At 63.1% G+C, this 15,504-nt stretch carries 10 protein-coding genes; 4 read left to right on the forward strand and 6 right to left on the reverse strand.

The features are described 5' to 3' along the window. Nucleotides 1–61 precede the first annotated feature (61 nt). The 4 genes from AC1RCO_RS04550 to AC1RCO_RS04565 form a co-directional block, all read right to left on the reverse strand. Nucleotides 62–1,483, reverse strand: a complete 1,422-nt coding sequence (locus AC1RCO_RS04550; RefSeq protein WP_019095825.1) for an efflux transporter outer membrane subunit — start codon at nt 1,481–1,483, stop codon at nt 62–64. Beyond that, on the reverse strand, nt 1,480–4,659 hold the full coding sequence (locus AC1RCO_RS04555) for an efflux RND transporter permease subunit (RefSeq protein ID WP_011061524.1): 3,180 nt from the start codon (nt 4,657–4,659) through the stop codon (nt 1,480–1,482). Before AC1RCO_RS04555 ends, AC1RCO_RS04550 begins: the two co-directional genes overlap by 4 nt. A gap of 15 nt (nt 4,660–4,674) precedes the next feature. Continuing rightward, a complete protein-coding gene (mexE, locus tag AC1RCO_RS04560; protein ID WP_011061523.1) occupies nt 4,675–5,922 on the reverse strand; it encodes a multidrug efflux RND transporter periplasmic adaptor subunit MexE in 1,248 nt (415 codons plus the stop codon). A 282-nt stretch (nt 5,923–6,204) separates the two neighbouring features. Continuing rightward, a complete protein-coding gene (locus AC1RCO_RS04565) occupies nt 6,205–6,594 on the reverse strand; it encodes a MerR family transcriptional regulator (RefSeq protein WP_019095332.1) in 390 nt (129 codons plus the stop codon). Nucleotides 6,595–6,668: 74 nt separating this feature from the next. Between AC1RCO_RS04565 and AC1RCO_RS04570 the strand changes: the two genes are divergently transcribed. After that, entirely contained in the window at nt 6,669–7,739 is a 1,071-nt protein-coding gene (locus AC1RCO_RS04570) for an SDR family oxidoreductase (RefSeq protein ID WP_492617435.1), read from the forward strand. A gap of 166 nt (nt 7,740–7,905) precedes the next feature. Here AC1RCO_RS04570 and AC1RCO_RS04575 read toward each other — a convergent pair whose 3' ends face one another. After that, nucleotides 7,906–8,820, reverse strand: a complete 915-nt coding sequence (locus AC1RCO_RS04575; RefSeq protein WP_011061517.1) for a LysR family transcriptional regulator — start codon at nt 8,818–8,820, stop codon at nt 7,906–7,908. Nucleotides 8,821–9,089: 269 nt separating this feature from the next. Between AC1RCO_RS04575 and AC1RCO_RS04580 the strand changes: the two genes are divergently transcribed. Continuing rightward, the gene (locus AC1RCO_RS04580) at nt 9,090–10,112 is read left to right on the forward strand and encodes a zinc-dependent alcohol dehydrogenase family protein (RefSeq protein ID WP_011061516.1); all 1,023 of its coding nucleotides are present in this window, start codon (nt 9,090–9,092) and stop codon (nt 10,110–10,112) included. 212 nt (nt 10,113–10,324) lie between these two features. Beyond that, nucleotides 10,325–11,971 (forward strand): phosphoglucomutase (alpha-D-glucose-1,6-bisphosphate-dependent), encoded by a 1,647-nt coding sequence (pgm, locus tag AC1RCO_RS04585; protein ID WP_011061515.1) that lies wholly within the window; start codon nt 10,325–10,327, stop codon nt 11,969–11,971. A 73-nt stretch (nt 11,972–12,044) separates the two neighbouring features. Here the strand turns inward: pgm and AC1RCO_RS04590 are convergent, their stop codons facing one another. After that, nucleotides 12,045–12,740, reverse strand: a complete 696-nt coding sequence (locus tag AC1RCO_RS04590; protein WP_492617436.1) for a pirin family protein — start codon at nt 12,738–12,740, stop codon at nt 12,045–12,047. A 275-nt stretch (nt 12,741–13,015) separates the two neighbouring features. On the opposite strand from AC1RCO_RS04590, the gene AC1RCO_RS04595 reads away from it, so the two are divergent. Then, nucleotides 13,016–15,481: a UvrD-helicase domain-containing protein gene (locus tag AC1RCO_RS04595; protein WP_492617437.1), complete on the forward strand. Its 2,466-nt coding sequence runs from the start codon at nt 13,016–13,018 to the stop codon at nt 15,479–15,481. The last annotated feature ends 23 nt before the right edge of the window (nt 15,482–15,504 follow it).

Below are 15,504 nucleotides of genomic sequence, written 5' to 3' on the forward strand. Positions count from 1 at the left end.
ATGATCCACGGGGCCAAACATTGGTTGGTTGCGGCCAACCAAAGGAGCTCGTTGCAAATCCTTACTTGCTGGCTACCGTCTCCGGTTGCCAGCCACCACCCAGGGCCTTGTAGATGGCGACGATGCCGCGGTACAGGTCGACTTCGGCCTGGGCCTGGGAGTCTTCGGCGGCCAGGCGTTCACGCTGGGCATCGAGCAGCACCAGGAAGTCCACGGTGCCTTCGCGGTAGCGGATCTCGGCCAGGTCCGCGGCGGCGCGGCTGGATTCGCTCTGGCGAATCAGGGAGATCAGCCGTTGCTGGCGCTTGCCGTAGTCGCTGAAGGCGTTTTCCGATTCCTCCAGGGCCAGCAGCACCTGCTGCTCGTAGCTGGCCAGGGCGCCGTCGGCATTGGCGTCGGCGCCGCGCAGACGGGCTCGCACACTGCCCAGGTCGAAGGCCGCCCAGGTGATGCTCGGGCCCAGGGCCCAGGCATTGGCCGCCGAGGAGCCGATCTGCGAACCGCGCCCGGCAGTGAAGCCGAGGAAGCCGCTGAGGCTGACCCGTGGGAACAGGTCGGCCTTGGCCACGCCGATGCGCGCGGTGGCCGCTGCCAGCTTGCGTTCGGCGCTGAGAATGTCCGGCCGGCGTTGCAGCAGCTCGCCCGGGTCGCCAATCGGCAGGGCCTTGGCAATGGCCGGCAGCTGCGCCGGCGACAGGTCGACGCTGAGCTTGTCCGGGCGTTCACCCAGCAGGGTGGCGATGCGGTTGCGCTGGCGGGTCTGCTCGGCCTGCAACTGCGGCACGCTGGCTTCCACCGAAGCCAGGCGGGCGTCGGCGCGGACCACATCGAGCTGGTCGCCGACCCCGGCGTCGCGCAGGCTTTCGGTGATCTTGCGCGACTCCTGCTGGTTGTCCAGGTTGGCCAGGGCGATCTTTTCTCGCAGCTGTGCGCCCCGCAGCTGGCCGTAGGCGTCCACCAGCTCGGCGATCATGGTCACCTGCAGTTGGTAGAGGTCGGCCTCGGCGGCCTGCTGGTCGGCGTCGGTGGCTTCCAGGTTGCGCTGGATGCGGCCGAACAGGTCCAGCTCCCAGGCCATGTCCAGGCCCAGGTCGTAGCGCTCGCTGTTCACTCGCTTGGTGGTCTGGCCGGGGATCTGCCCCTTGGCCAGGTCGCTGCTGGCGCGGCTGGTGATGGTGGGCATGGCGTCATTGCTGGCGTCATCGCGAATCGCCCGGGCGGCCCGCAGGCGGGCGAAGGCCACCCGCAGTTCACGGTTGCCCTGCAACGATTTGCTCACCAGCTGGTTGAGAGTCGGGTCATCGAACTGCTGCCACCAGATGCCTTCGAAGCGTGCGCGGTCGAAGTTCTTCTGGCCCGCAGCGCCATCGGTGGCGGCGCTGATGTGCGCCGCCTCGGTGGTTGGGCTCTGGTAGTCCGGACCGACGGCGCAGGCACTCAGGGCCAGCACCAGCAGGCTCGGCAGGAAGACTTTGGAACTCATTGTTGCGCCTCCAGTTGCAGAGCGCGGGCGGCTTTGCGCGCCTCGCTGCGCTCCACGTAGTTGCGGATCAGTACATAGAACACCGGAGTCAGCAGCAGGCCGAAGAAGGTCACCCCGAGCATCCCGGAGAACACCGCGACACCCATGGCATGACGCATTTCCGCACCGGCGCCGCTGGAGATCACCAGGGGCACCACGCCCATGATGAAGGCGAAGGAGGTCATCAGGATCGGCCGCAGACGCAGGCGGCAGGCTTCCAGCACCGCGGCCAGCGGGTCGAGGCCTTCCTCTTGCTTGTCCTTGGCGAACTCGACGATCAGGATCGCGTTCTTGCAGGCCAGGCCCACCAGAACGATCAGGCCGATCTGGGTGAAGATGTTGTTGTCGCCCCCGGAGACGATCACCCCGGTAATGGCCGACAGCAGGGTCATGGGCACGATCAGGATCACCGCCAGTGGCAGGCTCCAGCTTTCGTACTGAGCGGCCAGCACCAGGAAGGCCAGCAGCACGCAGAGCGGGAAGACGAACAGCGCGGTGTTACCGGCCAGGATCTGCTGGTAGGTCAGCTCGGTCCATTCGTAGGTCATGCCGTTGGGCAGTTCTTCCTTGAGCAGTTTCTCGATCGCCGCTTCCGCTTGCCCGGAACTGTAGCCCGGGGCCGCTGCGCCGTTGATTTCCGCGGTGACGAAGCCGTTGTAGTGCATCACGCGGTCGGGACCTGCGGTGTCGCTGACCTTGATGAAGGTGGCCAGGGGGATCATCTCGCCCTTGTTGTTGCGCACTTTCAGCTGGCCGATCTGCTCGGGCTCGAGACGGAACTGCTGCTCGGCCTGGACGTTGACCTGGTAGGTGCGGCCAAAGCGGTTGAAGTCGTTGGCATACAGCGAACCCAGGTAGATCTGCAGGGTGTCGAAGATGTCGGAAATCGCCACGCCGTGGGTCTTGGCCTTTTCCCGGTCGATGGCAGCATCCACCTGGGGCACGTTGACCTGGTAGCTGGTGAACAGCCCGGCCAGTTCCGGCACGCTGCGGCTCTTCGTGATGACGTTCTGCACTTCCTTGTACAGCTCGTCGTAGCCCAGGCCGCTGCGGTCCTCCACCTGCAGGCGGAAGCCGCCGATGGTTCCCAGGCCCTGTACCGGCGGCGGTGGGAAGATCGCCATGTAGGCGTCCTGGATATCCGCGTACTTGCCGTTCAGGGCACCGGCGATGGCACCGGCGGACATGCTCGGGTCCTTGCGCTCATCGAAGGGCTTCAAGGTGACGAAGACGATGCCGTTGTTCGGGCTGTTGGTGAAGCCGTTGATCGAAAGGCCAGGGAAGGCCACCGCACTTTCCACGCCGGGCTGCTTGAGGGCGATGTCGGACATGCGCTTGATCACGTCTTCGGTGCGGTCCAGGCTGGCGGCGTCCGGCAGTTGGGCGAAGGCCACCAGGTACTGCTTGTCCTGGGCCGGGACGAAACCGGTCGGGGTGTGGGCGAAGCCGAACCAGGTCAGCACCATCAGGCCTGCATAGAGGAACAGCGCGATGCCGCTGCCGCGGATGACCCGGCGCACGGTGCCGACATAACCATGGCTGGCGCGATCGAAGAAGCGGTTGAAGGGTTTGAACAGCCAGCCCCCCAGCAGCTTGTCGAGGATCTTCGAGAAGCGGTCCTTGGGCGCATGGTGTTCCTTGAGCAGTACCGCGGCCAGGGCCGGCGACAGGGTCAGGGAGTTGAAGGCCGAGATCACCGTGGAGATGGCAATGGTCAGGGCGAACTGCTTGTAGAACTGCCCGGTCAGGCCACTGATGAAGGCCGCCGGTACGAACACCGCACACAGCACCAGGGCGGTGGCGATGATCGGGCCGGTCACTTCACGCATGGCACGCTTGGTGGCTTCCACCGGGTTCAGGCCCAGGCCGATGTTACGTTCGACGTTCTCCACCACCACGATGGCGTCGTCCACCACGATGCCGATGGCCAGCACCAGGCCGAACAGCGACAGGGCATTGAGCGAGAAACCGAACAGGTGCATCACCGCGAAGGTGCCGATCAGCGACACCGGTACGGCCACCAGCGGGATGATCGAGGCACGCCAGGTCTGCAGGAACAGGATCACCACCAGCACTACCAGGATCAGGGCTTCGAACAGGGTGTGCACCACGGCCTCGATGGAGCCGCGGACGAAGATGGTCGGGTCGTAGACGATGCTGAAGTCCATGCCCTGCGGGAAGCTCTGCTTGAGTTCGGCCATCTTGGCCCGCACTTCATTGGAGATCTCGATGGCGTTGGAGCCCGGGCGCTGGAAGATCGGGATCGCCACCGCCGGCTGGTTGTTGAGCAGGGAACGCAAAGCGTACTGGCTCGACCCCAGCTCGATGCGGGCGATGTCCTTCAGGCGGGTGATTTCACCGTCCTCACCGGAGCGGATGATGATGTTCTCGAACTCTTCCTCGGTGACCAGGCGGCCCTGGGTGTTGACCGACAGCTGGAAGCTGGTGGCGGTGGGCGCAGGCGGCGCGCCCAGGGCACCGGCGGCGACCTGGCGGTTCTGCTCACGGATGGCGGTGACCACGTCGGTGGCGGTCAGGTTGCGCGAAGCGGTCTTGTTCGGATCCAGCCAGACCCGCAGCGAGTAGTCGCCCATGCCGAACAGCTGCACGTCCCCCACGCCGCCCAGGCGCGCCAGCTCATCCTTGATGTTGAGCAGGGCGTAGTTGGACAGGTAGAGCATGTCGTAGCGTTTGTCCGGCGAGGTCAGGTGGACCACCATGGTCAGGTCCGGAGAGGCCTTGTCCACGGTAATACCGATGCGCGTCACTTCTTCGGGCAGCTTGGGCTGGGTACGGGTCACGCGGTTCTGTACCTGCACCTGGGCGTTGTCCAGGTCGGTGCCCAGGGCGAAGGTGATGGTCAGGGTGATCTTGCCGTCAGCGGTGGATTGCGAGGACATGTAGAGCATGTTCTCGACCCCGGTGATCGCCTGTTCCAGGGGCGCGGCCACGGTTTCACCGATGACTTTCGGGTTGGCCCCCGGGAAGTTGGCGCGCACCACCACGGTGGGCGGCACCACTTCCGGGTATTCGCTGATGGGCAACTGGAACAGCGAGATGGCGCCGGCGATCAGGATCAGCAGCGACAGCACCGCGGCGAAGATCGGCCTTGAAATGAAGAACTGGGAAAAATTCATCTTGAGAGTCGTCCCTTAACCGCGCGGTGTCGCAGCGGCGAGTTTCACAGCCGGAGCCGCCTTGGCAGGGGTGACCTGCGGCAGGTTGCTGGCTTCCAGTGCTTGGCGTTGTTGGGCCAGGGCGGCGAGGGTTTCCTTGCTGGCCATGGGGATCACTTCAGGCGTGACCGGTGCGCCGGGACGTGCCCGCTGCAAGCCCTTGACGATGATGGTGTCGTCCTTGCTCAGACCGTTGCGCACGATGCGCAGGCCTTCGATCTTCGGCCCCAGTTCCACGGCGCGGTAGGCCGGCTTGTTGTCGGCGTCCATCACCAGCACGAACTTCTTGCCCAGGTCGGTGCCCACGGCTTCGTCGTTGATCAGCATCGCCGAGTAGGTGCCACTGCCCACCAGTTTCAGGCGCGCATAGAGGCCCGGGGTATAGCTGCCGTCGCTGTTGTCGAACACCGCGCGGCCACGGATGGTGCCGGTCTTGGGGTTGACCTGGTTGTCGACGAAGTTCATCTGCCCCAGGTGCGGGTGGCCTTCTTCATTGGACAGGCCCAGGTACACCGGGGTGGTCTGGCCGCGCTGGCCCTGGCGGGCGAGTTGGGTGTACTTGAGGTACACGCGCTCGTCGGCGTCGAAGTAGGCGTAGACCTTGTCGGTGGAGACCAGGCTGGTGAGCGGGGTAACATCGGCGGTCACCAGGTTGCCGGCGGTGATCTGCGCGCGGCTGACCCGGCCGCTGATGGGCGCCACCACCCGGGTGAAACTCAGGTTGAGCTTGGCCACGTCCAACTGGGCCTGGATCGCATCGACCCCGGCCCGGGCTTCCTGGGCGGCGCTGGTGCGGGTGTCGGCCAGCTCGGCGGAAATCGCGTTGCTGGTCAGCAGGCGCTGGCCGCGCTGGGCTTCGTTGGCACTGCGGGTCGCGGTGGCCCGAGCCTGTTGCAGCTGGGCTTCGAGGCGGCGTACTTCAGCCTGGAAAGGCCGTGGGTCGATCTGGAACAGCAGATCGCCTTTCTTCACCAGGGCGCCTTCGGTGAAGGCCACCTGATCGATCTGGCCCGAGACCCGAGGCCGGATCTCGACGGTTTCCGGGGCTTCCAGGCGCCCGGTGAATTCATCCCATTCGTTGACCGGCTGTTCCAGCACCTTGGCCACGCTGACTTTGGCAGCGGGCGGGGCGGAGGCGGTCTCAGGGGCTTTGCCGCACGCGCTCATCACCAGCACGGCGAGAACGGCGAGTGGAAAACGTAGGAGTTTGACTGACTGGTCCATGGTGCATCCGCCACTGTATTTGAGATGGGCGGATGATGCTCGGCAGGGTTGTATCTCACGAATCGAATGAAGCGAAGGTAACTATCATTCGGAATGATATAAGCGCCAAGCAAGCCCTCTAGCATGCACCTTTCGTTAGGCTGCTATCAATTCCCTGGCGTGCAATTAGTTATTGCGGCTGACGCAACATTGGCTGTTGTCGCAGGAGCCGGCTGGCTGGCCATCGTAGCCCCGTGCGTCGAGGTCCATGGTCTGCCAGCTCAGTTCGTAGTGCATTTCCAATCAGATGGAAGAGCTGTTGAGTTGCTGAAGCTCAAGTTGCCTGGCGGCGCTGGCTTCGAGGTTTGCACGCTCTTGATCCAGGTACCGATAAATGCTTTGGAGGTTGGCGATTTTCTGTTCGATCTCTGCCATTTTTCTTTCAATGAGCTTGGCGCCGTCCGCACAATCGATCATCTGGTTGCGCTGCGCCTCCAGAATCTCGCCTATCTCCCCCAGGGAAAAGCCCATGCTTTGCGCGCGCTGGATAAAGTCCAGGTCCTGCAGCGTTTGTGCCGTGTAAACGCGGTAGTTGTTAGTTCGCCGCTGCGGTGAGATCAGGCCGATTTGCTCGTAGTAACGCAGCGTATGGCGGCTGGCGCCGCTACGGGCCTCGATTTCGCCAATTTTCATGAAAACACCGCTTGACCATAGAGTTGGGTCGATAGTTTACGTTTGGTTCCTTACCTTGAACAAGGAACAGGGAAATGAGCGTGGAGTGCTTTGTCACCGGGGGTACCGGCTTCATCGGTCAACATTTGCTGGCATGCCTGAGCGCAAAAGGCCACACCGTCGGGGTGTTGATGCGTCGCCCAGAGCGACTGGCTGAATTGCGGGATCAAGTCGTCAATTTGGGAGGAGACGCAAGCCGGGTATTTGCCGTGGCCGGCGATCTGGAGCGGGATAACCTAGGGCTGAGTCCTGCTGACCGGGAAGTGCTAAGGCACGCCAGAGTCGTATTCCACCTGGGCGCACACTTCGCCTGGGGGCTGTCATTGGAGCAGTCTCGTGCGGTGAATGTCGAAGGGGCGAAGCGGGTGGCGTTGTTGGCGGCTGAGCAAAACAGCCGGTTAGTGATGATCGGCGGCTACATGCTGAAAAACCATGAGCATCTGCAACGCATCGGCATCGATCCTCGTTATCCGCGGCGGACGAACTGGCCTGCCGTCTACCGCCATGTCGGTGGTTACGAGGCGAGCAAGCTGGAGGCGCATTTTGCGACCTTGGAGCTCCTGTCCGCCAAGGGCGGGGAGATCACCGTTGTCCACCCCGCGACGGTTTGTGGCCACAGCCGCACGGGGCATATCCTTGACGGCCAGCCACTGGTGGAGCTGATCCGCAACCTTGTGCTGGGAAAACTGACGGCAGTGCCCGGTACCGCCCAGCACTGGCTGCCACTGGTTACCGTGGATTACCTGGTTGAGCTGGTGGCGGCTTGTGCTTTTGATCCCGCCATGGCGGGTGAGGAGCTGCTGGCGCTGGATGCGCAAACTCCCAATTTGCGAGAACTCCTGGTCCAGGTGGCGCAACCTTTGGGCTTAAAGCCTCCCAGGCATCACATCTCGCTCCGATTGCTGAAGTGGCTGCTGAGCATTCCTCTCGTGGCGCGGTTCATGAATACAAAACCCGAAGCCTTGGACTTTATCCAGACCACTCGATTTGATACCGCGGCCGTCGAGCAATTTGCCAACAGGCATGGGCTAGCCAAGCCGGATATCCGTCAGGCCTTGCGGCACACGGCAACGTTCGTCAACGCATGTTTCATAGGCAAGGGCTAGCCGCTGACTTCTTCCTTGGGGGCATCCCTTTCAAGCAGCCAGGGTTTGCCCCCACTTATGCCCCCGAATACTTCGCAAGCCAGCGGAACCTGACGGAAAGCTACAGACCGAATTAGTCGCTAAAGGACTCTTTTCAGAAGAATCTATGGATGCCTGTGGCACTTGATCAAAGACTGTCTGGATCGCCAAAGAACATCTGAATTCTTGAACGCAACCAGCGCTCGCCCGGGTCGTTGTCCTGTGAACCGCGCCAGGCCATGTGCAGTTCGAAGCTGCGTACTGGCAGCGGCGGGTCTTCGGCGCGTACGCCGCCGGCGGCGGTGAGGGCGTCGGCGGTGTAGTCGGGCACGGTGGCAAGGATGTCGGTGCCGGCCAGCAGGGTGCTCAGGCCGTTGAATTGCGGTACGGCGAGCACGACGTGGCGCTTGCGTCCGAGCTTCTCCAGCTCCTCATCGATGAACCCGCTCAGGTCCCCGGCGAACGACACCAGGGCGTGGGGGCGGGCGCAGAAGTCGTCCAGGGTCAGGGGGCCGGGCACGGTGTCGGCCCGCAGCAGTTTGGGCAGGCTGCGGCGCAGGACCTTGCGCTTGGCGTTGGCCGGCAGGTCGGCGGTGTAGCTGACGCCGATGGAGATTTCGCCGGAGGCCAGCAGCGCGGGCATCAGCAGGTAGTTGGCGCGGCGTACCACCAGCACGATGCCCGGGGCTTCGGCGCGCAGGCGTTTGAGCAGCATCGGCAGCAGGGCGAATTCCACGTCGTCGGAAAGACCGATACGGAATACGGCGGTGCTGGTGGCCGGGTCGAATTCGGCGGCGCGGCTGACGGCGGTGGAGATCGAATCCAGGGCCGGCGAGAGCAGGGCGAAGATTTCCACTGCCCGGGCCGAGGGCTCCATGCTGCGCCCGGTACGCACGAACAGCGGATCGTCGAACAGGTTGCGCAGGCGCGACAGGGCTGCACTGATGGCCGGCTGGCCGAGGAACAGCTTCTCGGCGGCGCGGGTCACACTGCGTTCGTGCATCAGTGTTTCGAATACGATCAACAGATTCAGGTCGACACGACGCAGGTCATTACGATTCATCTGGAGTCCTGGCAGAGTCAGCGAGCTTGACGGGAGCGACCATATCGGAACAATGGCCGGCGTGAATCTTACGGGGAAAGGCTGGTACTCTGCATCGGCTAAATGTTGTTTGTTTGTAGCCGGGCAAGGTTCGAGCACGCTGTACGCCCCGATTTTCAAGGGCACGAAATCAATGCCAGGCATGTCGACTATTAATAGGCACTGATAGTCTTGCTTGCAAAGCCCGGATAAAGTTCGCGGCATTAGAGGTTAATTTGACGAGGTTTGCGATGTCCCGCACGATTCGTTTTCACAAGTTTGGACCGGCCGAGGTGCTCAAATGCGAAGAGCATGCGGCCTCGTTGCCTGCGCCAGGCGAAGTGCAGGTACGAGTCGAAGCCATCGGTATCAGCTGGTATGACGTGCTCTGGCGGCAGAACCTGGCGTCGTCCCATGCGCGCCTGCCCTCGGGCCTCGGGCACGAAATGGCCGGTGTGGTCACGGCCGTGGGCGAGGGCGTCGACGACCTGGCGGTAGGTGACAAGGTGGCGAGTTTTCCCGCCGAAAGCCCCAACGATTACCCTGTGTATGGCGAGCTGATCGTCCTGCCGCGTTCGGCCCTGACCCGTTATCCCGATGTTCTCAGCCCGATCGAGGCTGCTGTTCATTACACGCCGCTGCTGATCGCCTATTTCGCCTACGCCGACCTGGCGCGGGTCAAGCCGGGGCAGTTTGCCCTGGTCACGGACGCCAGCCATTGCGCCGGGCCGTCCTTTGTCCAGTTGGGCAAGGCCCTGGGTGTGCGGGTGATTGCCGCCACCAAGACCGCTGAAGAGCGTGAATACCTGCTGTCCCTGGGTGCCGAGAAGGTGATTGTCACCGAGGAACAGGACCTGCTGATGCAGATCAACAAGCTCACCGACAACCGCGGTGTCGACGTGGTGTTCGACGGCCTGGGCGGCCCGCAGATGTCCATGCTCGGCGATGTCCTGGCGCCCCGTGGCAGCCTGGTGCTCTATGGCCTGCAAGGCGGCAACCAGACGCCGTTCCCGGCCTGCGCGGCGTTCCAGAAGAACATCCAGTTCTTCGTCCATTGCATCGGCAACTTCACTGGCAAGCCGGAGTTGGGAATTGTCCAGGATCAGGTCGCGCTGCAGCGTGCGTTGCGCGACATCAACCAGCTCACCGCGGACCGGGTGCTGCTCCCCCTGAAGACCCGGGTATTCGCGTTCAACGAGTTTGTCGAGGCGCACCGCTACATGGATGAATGCCCATGCCGCGAACGGGTCGCGCTTCAGGTCGAACCGGTCTGATCCCAACGCCAGGCAAAGCCTGGCGTTTTTTATTGCCTCGATTTGCCGGCCCTTGCGCCGGCTTTTTCGTTTTCTCCCTGGGAATCCTTTTTACCGGCAAGCCGGCTGCCGCATAAAAGGGCCGGGGCGCCGGGATAGATTCCATCGCGCTGCGGTCAAACTGCCAGTAAACTGCGGCCCATTTCCGAACCATCCTTTTCCAGAGGTTTTGCATGACTCTCAGTCCTTTTGCGGGCAAACCGGCACCGGCTGAATTGTTGGTCGACATCCCGCGACTGGTTACGGCTTATTACACCGGTCAGCCTGATGCATCGGTGTCTACCCAGCGTGTGGCCTTCGGCACCTCCGGGCACCGTGGCAGCTCGTTCGATCTGAGTTTCAACGAATGGCATGTGCTGGCCATCAGCCAGGCCATTTGCCTGTACCGCGAATCCCAGGGCATCGACGGCCCGCTGTTTGTCGGCATCGACACCCATGCCCTGTCGACCCCGGCCGGGGCCAGCGCCCTGGAAGTGCTGGCGGCCAATGGCGTGACCGTGATGATTGCTGCCGGCGACGAGTACACCCCGACCCCAGCGGTGTCCCACGCCATCCTCTGCTACAACCGTGGGCGTACATCGGGCCTGGCGGACGGCATCGTCATCACCCCGTCCCATAACCCGCCACAAAGCGGCGGCTACAAGTACAACCCCACCAACGGCGGCCCGGCCGACACCCACATCACCAAGTGGATCGAAGCCAAGGCCAATGAATTGCTGGCAGCCAAGCTGGCCGGGGTCAAGCGCATCAGTTACGAACAGGCGCTGAAGGCCGACACCACCCATCGCCACGATTACCTCAACACCTACGTCGCCGACCTGATCAACGTCATCGACCTGGACGCCATCCGCAACGCCAAGCTGCGCCTGGGCGTGGATCCGCTGGGCGGAGCAGGGGTGCGCTACTGGTCGGCGATCGCCGAGCACTACCGCCTGGACCTGGAGGTGGTTAACAAGCAAGTGGACGCCACTTTCCGCTTCATGTCGGTGGATTGGGACGGGCAGATCCGCATGGACCCGTCCTCCAGCTACGCCATGCAGGGCCTGATCGGCCTCAAGGAACGCTTCGACGTGGCCTTCGCCTGCGACCCCGATCACGATCGCCACGGCATCGTCACCCCGAGCGGCGGCCTGCTGGCGCCGAACAACTACCTGGCGGTGTCCATCGATTACCTGTTCCAGAATCGCCCGCAATGGCGCGCTGATGCCGCGGTGGGCAAGACCGTGGTCAGCAGCGGCCTGATCGACCGGGTCGCTGCACGCCTGGGCCGCCGTCTGTATGAAGTGCCGGTGGGCTTCAAGTGGTTTGCCGATGGCCTGTTCGACGGCTCACTGGGCTTTGGCGGCGAAGAAAGCGCCGGTGCCTCTTTCCTGCGCCGCGACGGTGGCGTCTGGAGCACCGACAAGGACGGCCTGATCCCGTCCCTGCTGGCGGCGGAAATGACCGCGCGTACCGGTCGCGATCCGAGCCAGGCCTACCGCGCCCTGTGCGACGAGCTGGGTGAGCCGTTCTCGGTCCGCGTCGATGCCAAGGCCAACCCGCAGCAGAAGGCCCTGCTCAGCAAGCTGTCGCCACAGCAGGTGACTTCGACCCAACTGGCCGGCGAGCCGATCCAGCAGATCCTCAGCCATGCACCGGGCAACGACCAGGCCATTGGCGGCCTGAAAGTCATGACGGAGAACGGCTGGTTCGCCGCACGCCCGTCGGGTACTGAAGACATCTACAAGATCTACGCTGAAAGCTTCATCGGCGACGACCACCTCAAGCAGCTGGTGCAGGAAGCCCAGACCCTGGTGGACACCGCCATCAGCGGCAACTGAGCGGCGCTCCGGGCCCGTCAGGCAAAAAAAGGGGCGACCATCACGGTCGCCCCTTTTTATTGGCCGCTGTATTTCACGCCAGATCCACCAGCACGATCTCGCTGTCCTGCAGGGCCGTCACCCGCAGCACCGGCTCATTCTCAACCGCGACGCCGTCTCGAGCTTCGGCGCGCAAGCCGTTGACTTCAATCGCGCCGGTCGCCGGAACCAGGTAAGCCCGGCGCCCGTCGTCCAGGTGATACTCGGCCGTTTCCCCGGCCTTCAGGTTGGCCGCCACCAGCCGCGCATCGGCGCGAATCCGCAGGCTTTCCTCATCGCCATCCTTGCCACTGGCCAGGGTCACGAAACCTTCACGCTGGCCCTTGGGAAAAGGCTTGGCACCCCAGGAAGGCGCGGAGCCTGCCTGGTTGGGGATGATCCAGATCTGGAAGATCTTGGTTGGCGTGGCTTCCAGGTTGTACTCGCTGTGGGCGATCCCGGTGCCGGCGCTCATCACCTGCACATCACCGGCTTCGGTGCGGCCCTTGTTGCCCAGGTTGTCCTGGTGGCTGATGGCCCCTTCGCGAACGTAGGTGATGATTTCCATGTCCCGGTGCGGGTGCTGGGGGAAGCCGGTGCCAGGGGCGATCACATCATCGTTCCAGACCCGCAGGTTGCCCCAGTGCATGCGCTTGGGGTCATGGTACTCGGCGAAGGAAAAATGGTGGTGGGCATCCAGCCAGCCGTGGTGCGTGCCGCCCAGGGAGCTGAAAGGTCTGAGTTCAAGCATGATCTTCTCCTCATTAAGGGCTCGTCATGGCACGTTGTACCCGGGCCAGAAAACGATAACCGTTGGTTGATGGCGAGCATCTTCCATTAGGTATAGATCGATAAAAAGCGCAAAAAATGCCGTAATCCAATCGTAAAATTAGATGATTATTTTGTCGCAAAGTTGGTGTTAAACCTTCGGTTCATCGCTTAAGTTAATGACCTGCAAGCAATTGGCTGGATACCGTGGAACAATCCGCCGAAGATTACTGCTCAGCCTCACACCCTGGAGTCCGCGTGTCGCAACACACCCCCGATCTGCCCCCCGAGCTTTTGCCCCTGGCCCAGATGCCCTTGTTGAAACGCCTCGCGGCGCGCTTCTTCGGCCATGGCCTGAACCGCCTGCGGGCCCAGCATCGGGCTTCCTGGCTGCATGGTCAGGCCGATGGCTTTCGCAGTGGCCACACTGCCGGCGTGGAATACGGCTACCAGGAAGGCCGGCTCGAGGGGCTGGAGGAAGGCCGCCAGGTGCTGTTGATCCGCGACAGCCGCAACACCGAGCACCGCCCGCCCGGGGTGGATGACCGGCTGTTCGATGACTGGCGCCTGCCGTTGAGCGCCGAGCTGAAAAAGCGCTTCAAGGCCGATGTCGCCCGCCTGCTGCCCGCCGCGGCGCAACCCAGCGCCGCGCAGTGGAAGATGATTTTCAGCGACACACCCGCCACCGCGGTGATCGCCGGGGCCGGCGCCGGCAAGTCAACCTCGCTGGTGCTGCGCCTGCTGCTGTTGCATCACTATCTGGGCTTCGAACTGGACGCCATGACCGTGGTGACCTTCACCCGGGAGTCGCGCAAGGACTTCATCACCAAGCTCACGCAAGTCTTTGCCCTGTGGGGGCGGCAACTGGGCGCCAGGGAAGCCCGGGAGCTGGTGCGGACCTTCCACTCGCGGATTCTGCCCATGGTTCGCAGCCTGCCGGGCTTCGAGCGCCTGCAGGCCTTCGAGAACCTCAGCGATCGGCTCCAGGGCGGCGAAGACGAGGTGGACAGCAACCCATTCGATCTGCGCATCAACGACGCCCAGCGCCGGCACCTGAATGCCTGCTACCAGGCACTGTACCGCGATGACCCGCGCTTTCGCCTGGCGTTGCAGCCGTTGGTGCGCCACGCCCTGCAGCTCAAGGAACTGGAGCGCGATCACCCGGACGTGCAAAAGCGCATGGCGGTGACCGAACTGGCGGCCAAGCGCGATGAAGAGCTCTGCGACACCGTGGAGGACCTGTGGTTTCGCGCGGGCGCCTGGCCGATCAAGGGCATCGAGCCGCAGCGCCAGCGGTTCGAAATCAACGGTGCGACCTTTCACAGCCATGGCTATTGTGCGGAGCTGGACGCCTGGGTGGTGCTGGGTTTCGACCCGCGCGAGAGCCCGCAGCTGACCCGGCCCGGGGCCAAGCTGACGGTGCGGGCGGAGTGGGCTGTAAAGCGCACCCTGTTTCAAGCTTTTTGTCGTAAGCCATTGATTTGGCTTGATAGTTACGAAGCTTCAAAGCGTTCTGCCGGCGCCTTTTCGGCCCAGGTCAATGGCGGTCCGGGTTTCGATTACAAGGTCAAGGGTGAGCTGGCGTCGGCGCCGCTGCTCGATTGCTTTGTCGCCGCCGCAGGCTTTATCGAGAACCTGGGCTTGGAAGTGGGCGATGCCGTCGCGGGCATGAGTTTTGCCCAGGACGATCCGGACCGGTTTTTCTTCGAGGCCCTGAGCCTGTTCTGGCGAGCGCTGGAGGACCATCTGCTGGATCAGTCGCCGCCCATCATGAGCTACAACCGCATGTTCGCCCTGTTCAGCGAGCGCTCGCCGGAGAACTTCAAGCTGCTCAGCGATGCCTGCCTGCGCCCGATGTCACACCTGATGATCGACGAGTTCCAGGATGTTTCGCCGCAGATCGTTTCCTGGATCAGGGCCAGCCTTGCGGCGATCCGCAGCCGAGGCGCCGCCTTGCACATCGGGCGCGCCGCCCAGCATTCCTCGCTGCTCTGCGTTGGTGACGACTGGCAGTCGATCTACGGCTGGCGGGGCAGTTCGCCCAAGTACTTCATCGAGTTCAACAAGGAGTTCCCGTCCCCGGGCACCACCCGGGTCATGCTCAGCGAGAACTACCGCAGCCATCAGCATGTGATCGATGCCGCGGAGCATATTGTCCGCGCGGCGCCGGCCATTGCCGGAAAGAAGGCCAAGGCCAGCGGCGAAGCTACAGAGCTGTGGCCGGTGCAGGTGCTCGATCGCGATGACCAGGGCCTGGCCCAGAGTCTGGCTGAGCACTATGAGCAGGGTGATTCGATCTTGATGTTGTTTCGAAAAAGTAGCGATAAATTATTGATTGAAAACGTTATTTCACAAATAGTTAATGTTGATTCTAGTCTGCCTTCAGGGTCGCGGCGCCTGAAACAGCTGACCTATCACAGCGCCAAGGGACTGCAGGCGGATGCGGTATTCCTGCTGGGCGACTGCCAGCACCTGAGCAGTTCGCCGTACAAGAACCAGGTCTATCGCATGGCCGGGTTGGGCAAGGACGGCGATGCCGAGCCCTACGACAGCGCACAGAAGGACGAGATCCTGCGGCTGGCCTATGTGGGCATCACCCGGGCCGCCAAGCATTGCTACTGGTATGTGGACCGCCAGGAAGGCCCCTCGGGCAATGCGCCCAAGGCTTCGGACCGGGTACCGCGAGACAAGCCGTACTTCCAGGACTTGCGCCAGGCGACATGAAAAAAGCCCGCTGGCGAGGCGGG

This window comes from Pseudomonas sp. GW823-FHT03E05, assembly GCF_058796855.1.

Excerpts from the sequence above, each read along its gene's own strand:
- AC1RCO_RS04590 (WP_492617436.1), bottom strand. The coding sequence starts at position 12,740 with ATGCTTGAACTCAGACCTTTCAGCTCCCTGGGCGGCACGCACCACGGC.
- AC1RCO_RS04565 (WP_019095332.1), bottom strand. The coding sequence starts at position 6,594 with ATGAAAATTGGCGAAATCGAGGCCCGTAGCGGCGCCAGCCGCCATACG.
- pgm (WP_011061515.1), top strand. The coding sequence starts at position 10,325 with ATGACTCTCAGTCCTTTTGCGGGCAAACCGGCACCGGCTGAATTGTTG.
- mexE (WP_011061523.1), bottom strand. The coding sequence starts at position 5,922 with ATGGACCAGTCAGTCAAACTCCTACGTTTTCCACTCGCCGTTCTCGCC.
- AC1RCO_RS04550 (WP_019095825.1), bottom strand. The coding sequence starts at position 1,483 with ATGAGTTCCAAAGTCTTCCTGCCGAGCCTGCTGGTGCTGGCCCTGAGT.
- AC1RCO_RS04575 (WP_011061517.1), bottom strand. The coding sequence starts at position 8,820 with ATGAATCGTAATGACCTGCGTCGTGTCGACCTGAATCTGTTGATCGTA.
- AC1RCO_RS04555 (WP_011061524.1), bottom strand. The coding sequence starts at position 4,659 with ATGAATTTTTCCCAGTTCTTCATTTCAAGGCCGATCTTCGCCGCGGTG.
- AC1RCO_RS04570 (WP_492617435.1), top strand. The coding sequence starts at position 6,669 with ATGAGCGTGGAGTGCTTTGTCACCGGGGGTACCGGCTTCATCGGTCAA.
- AC1RCO_RS04580 (WP_011061516.1), top strand. The coding sequence starts at position 9,090 with ATGTCCCGCACGATTCGTTTTCACAAGTTTGGACCGGCCGAGGTGCTC.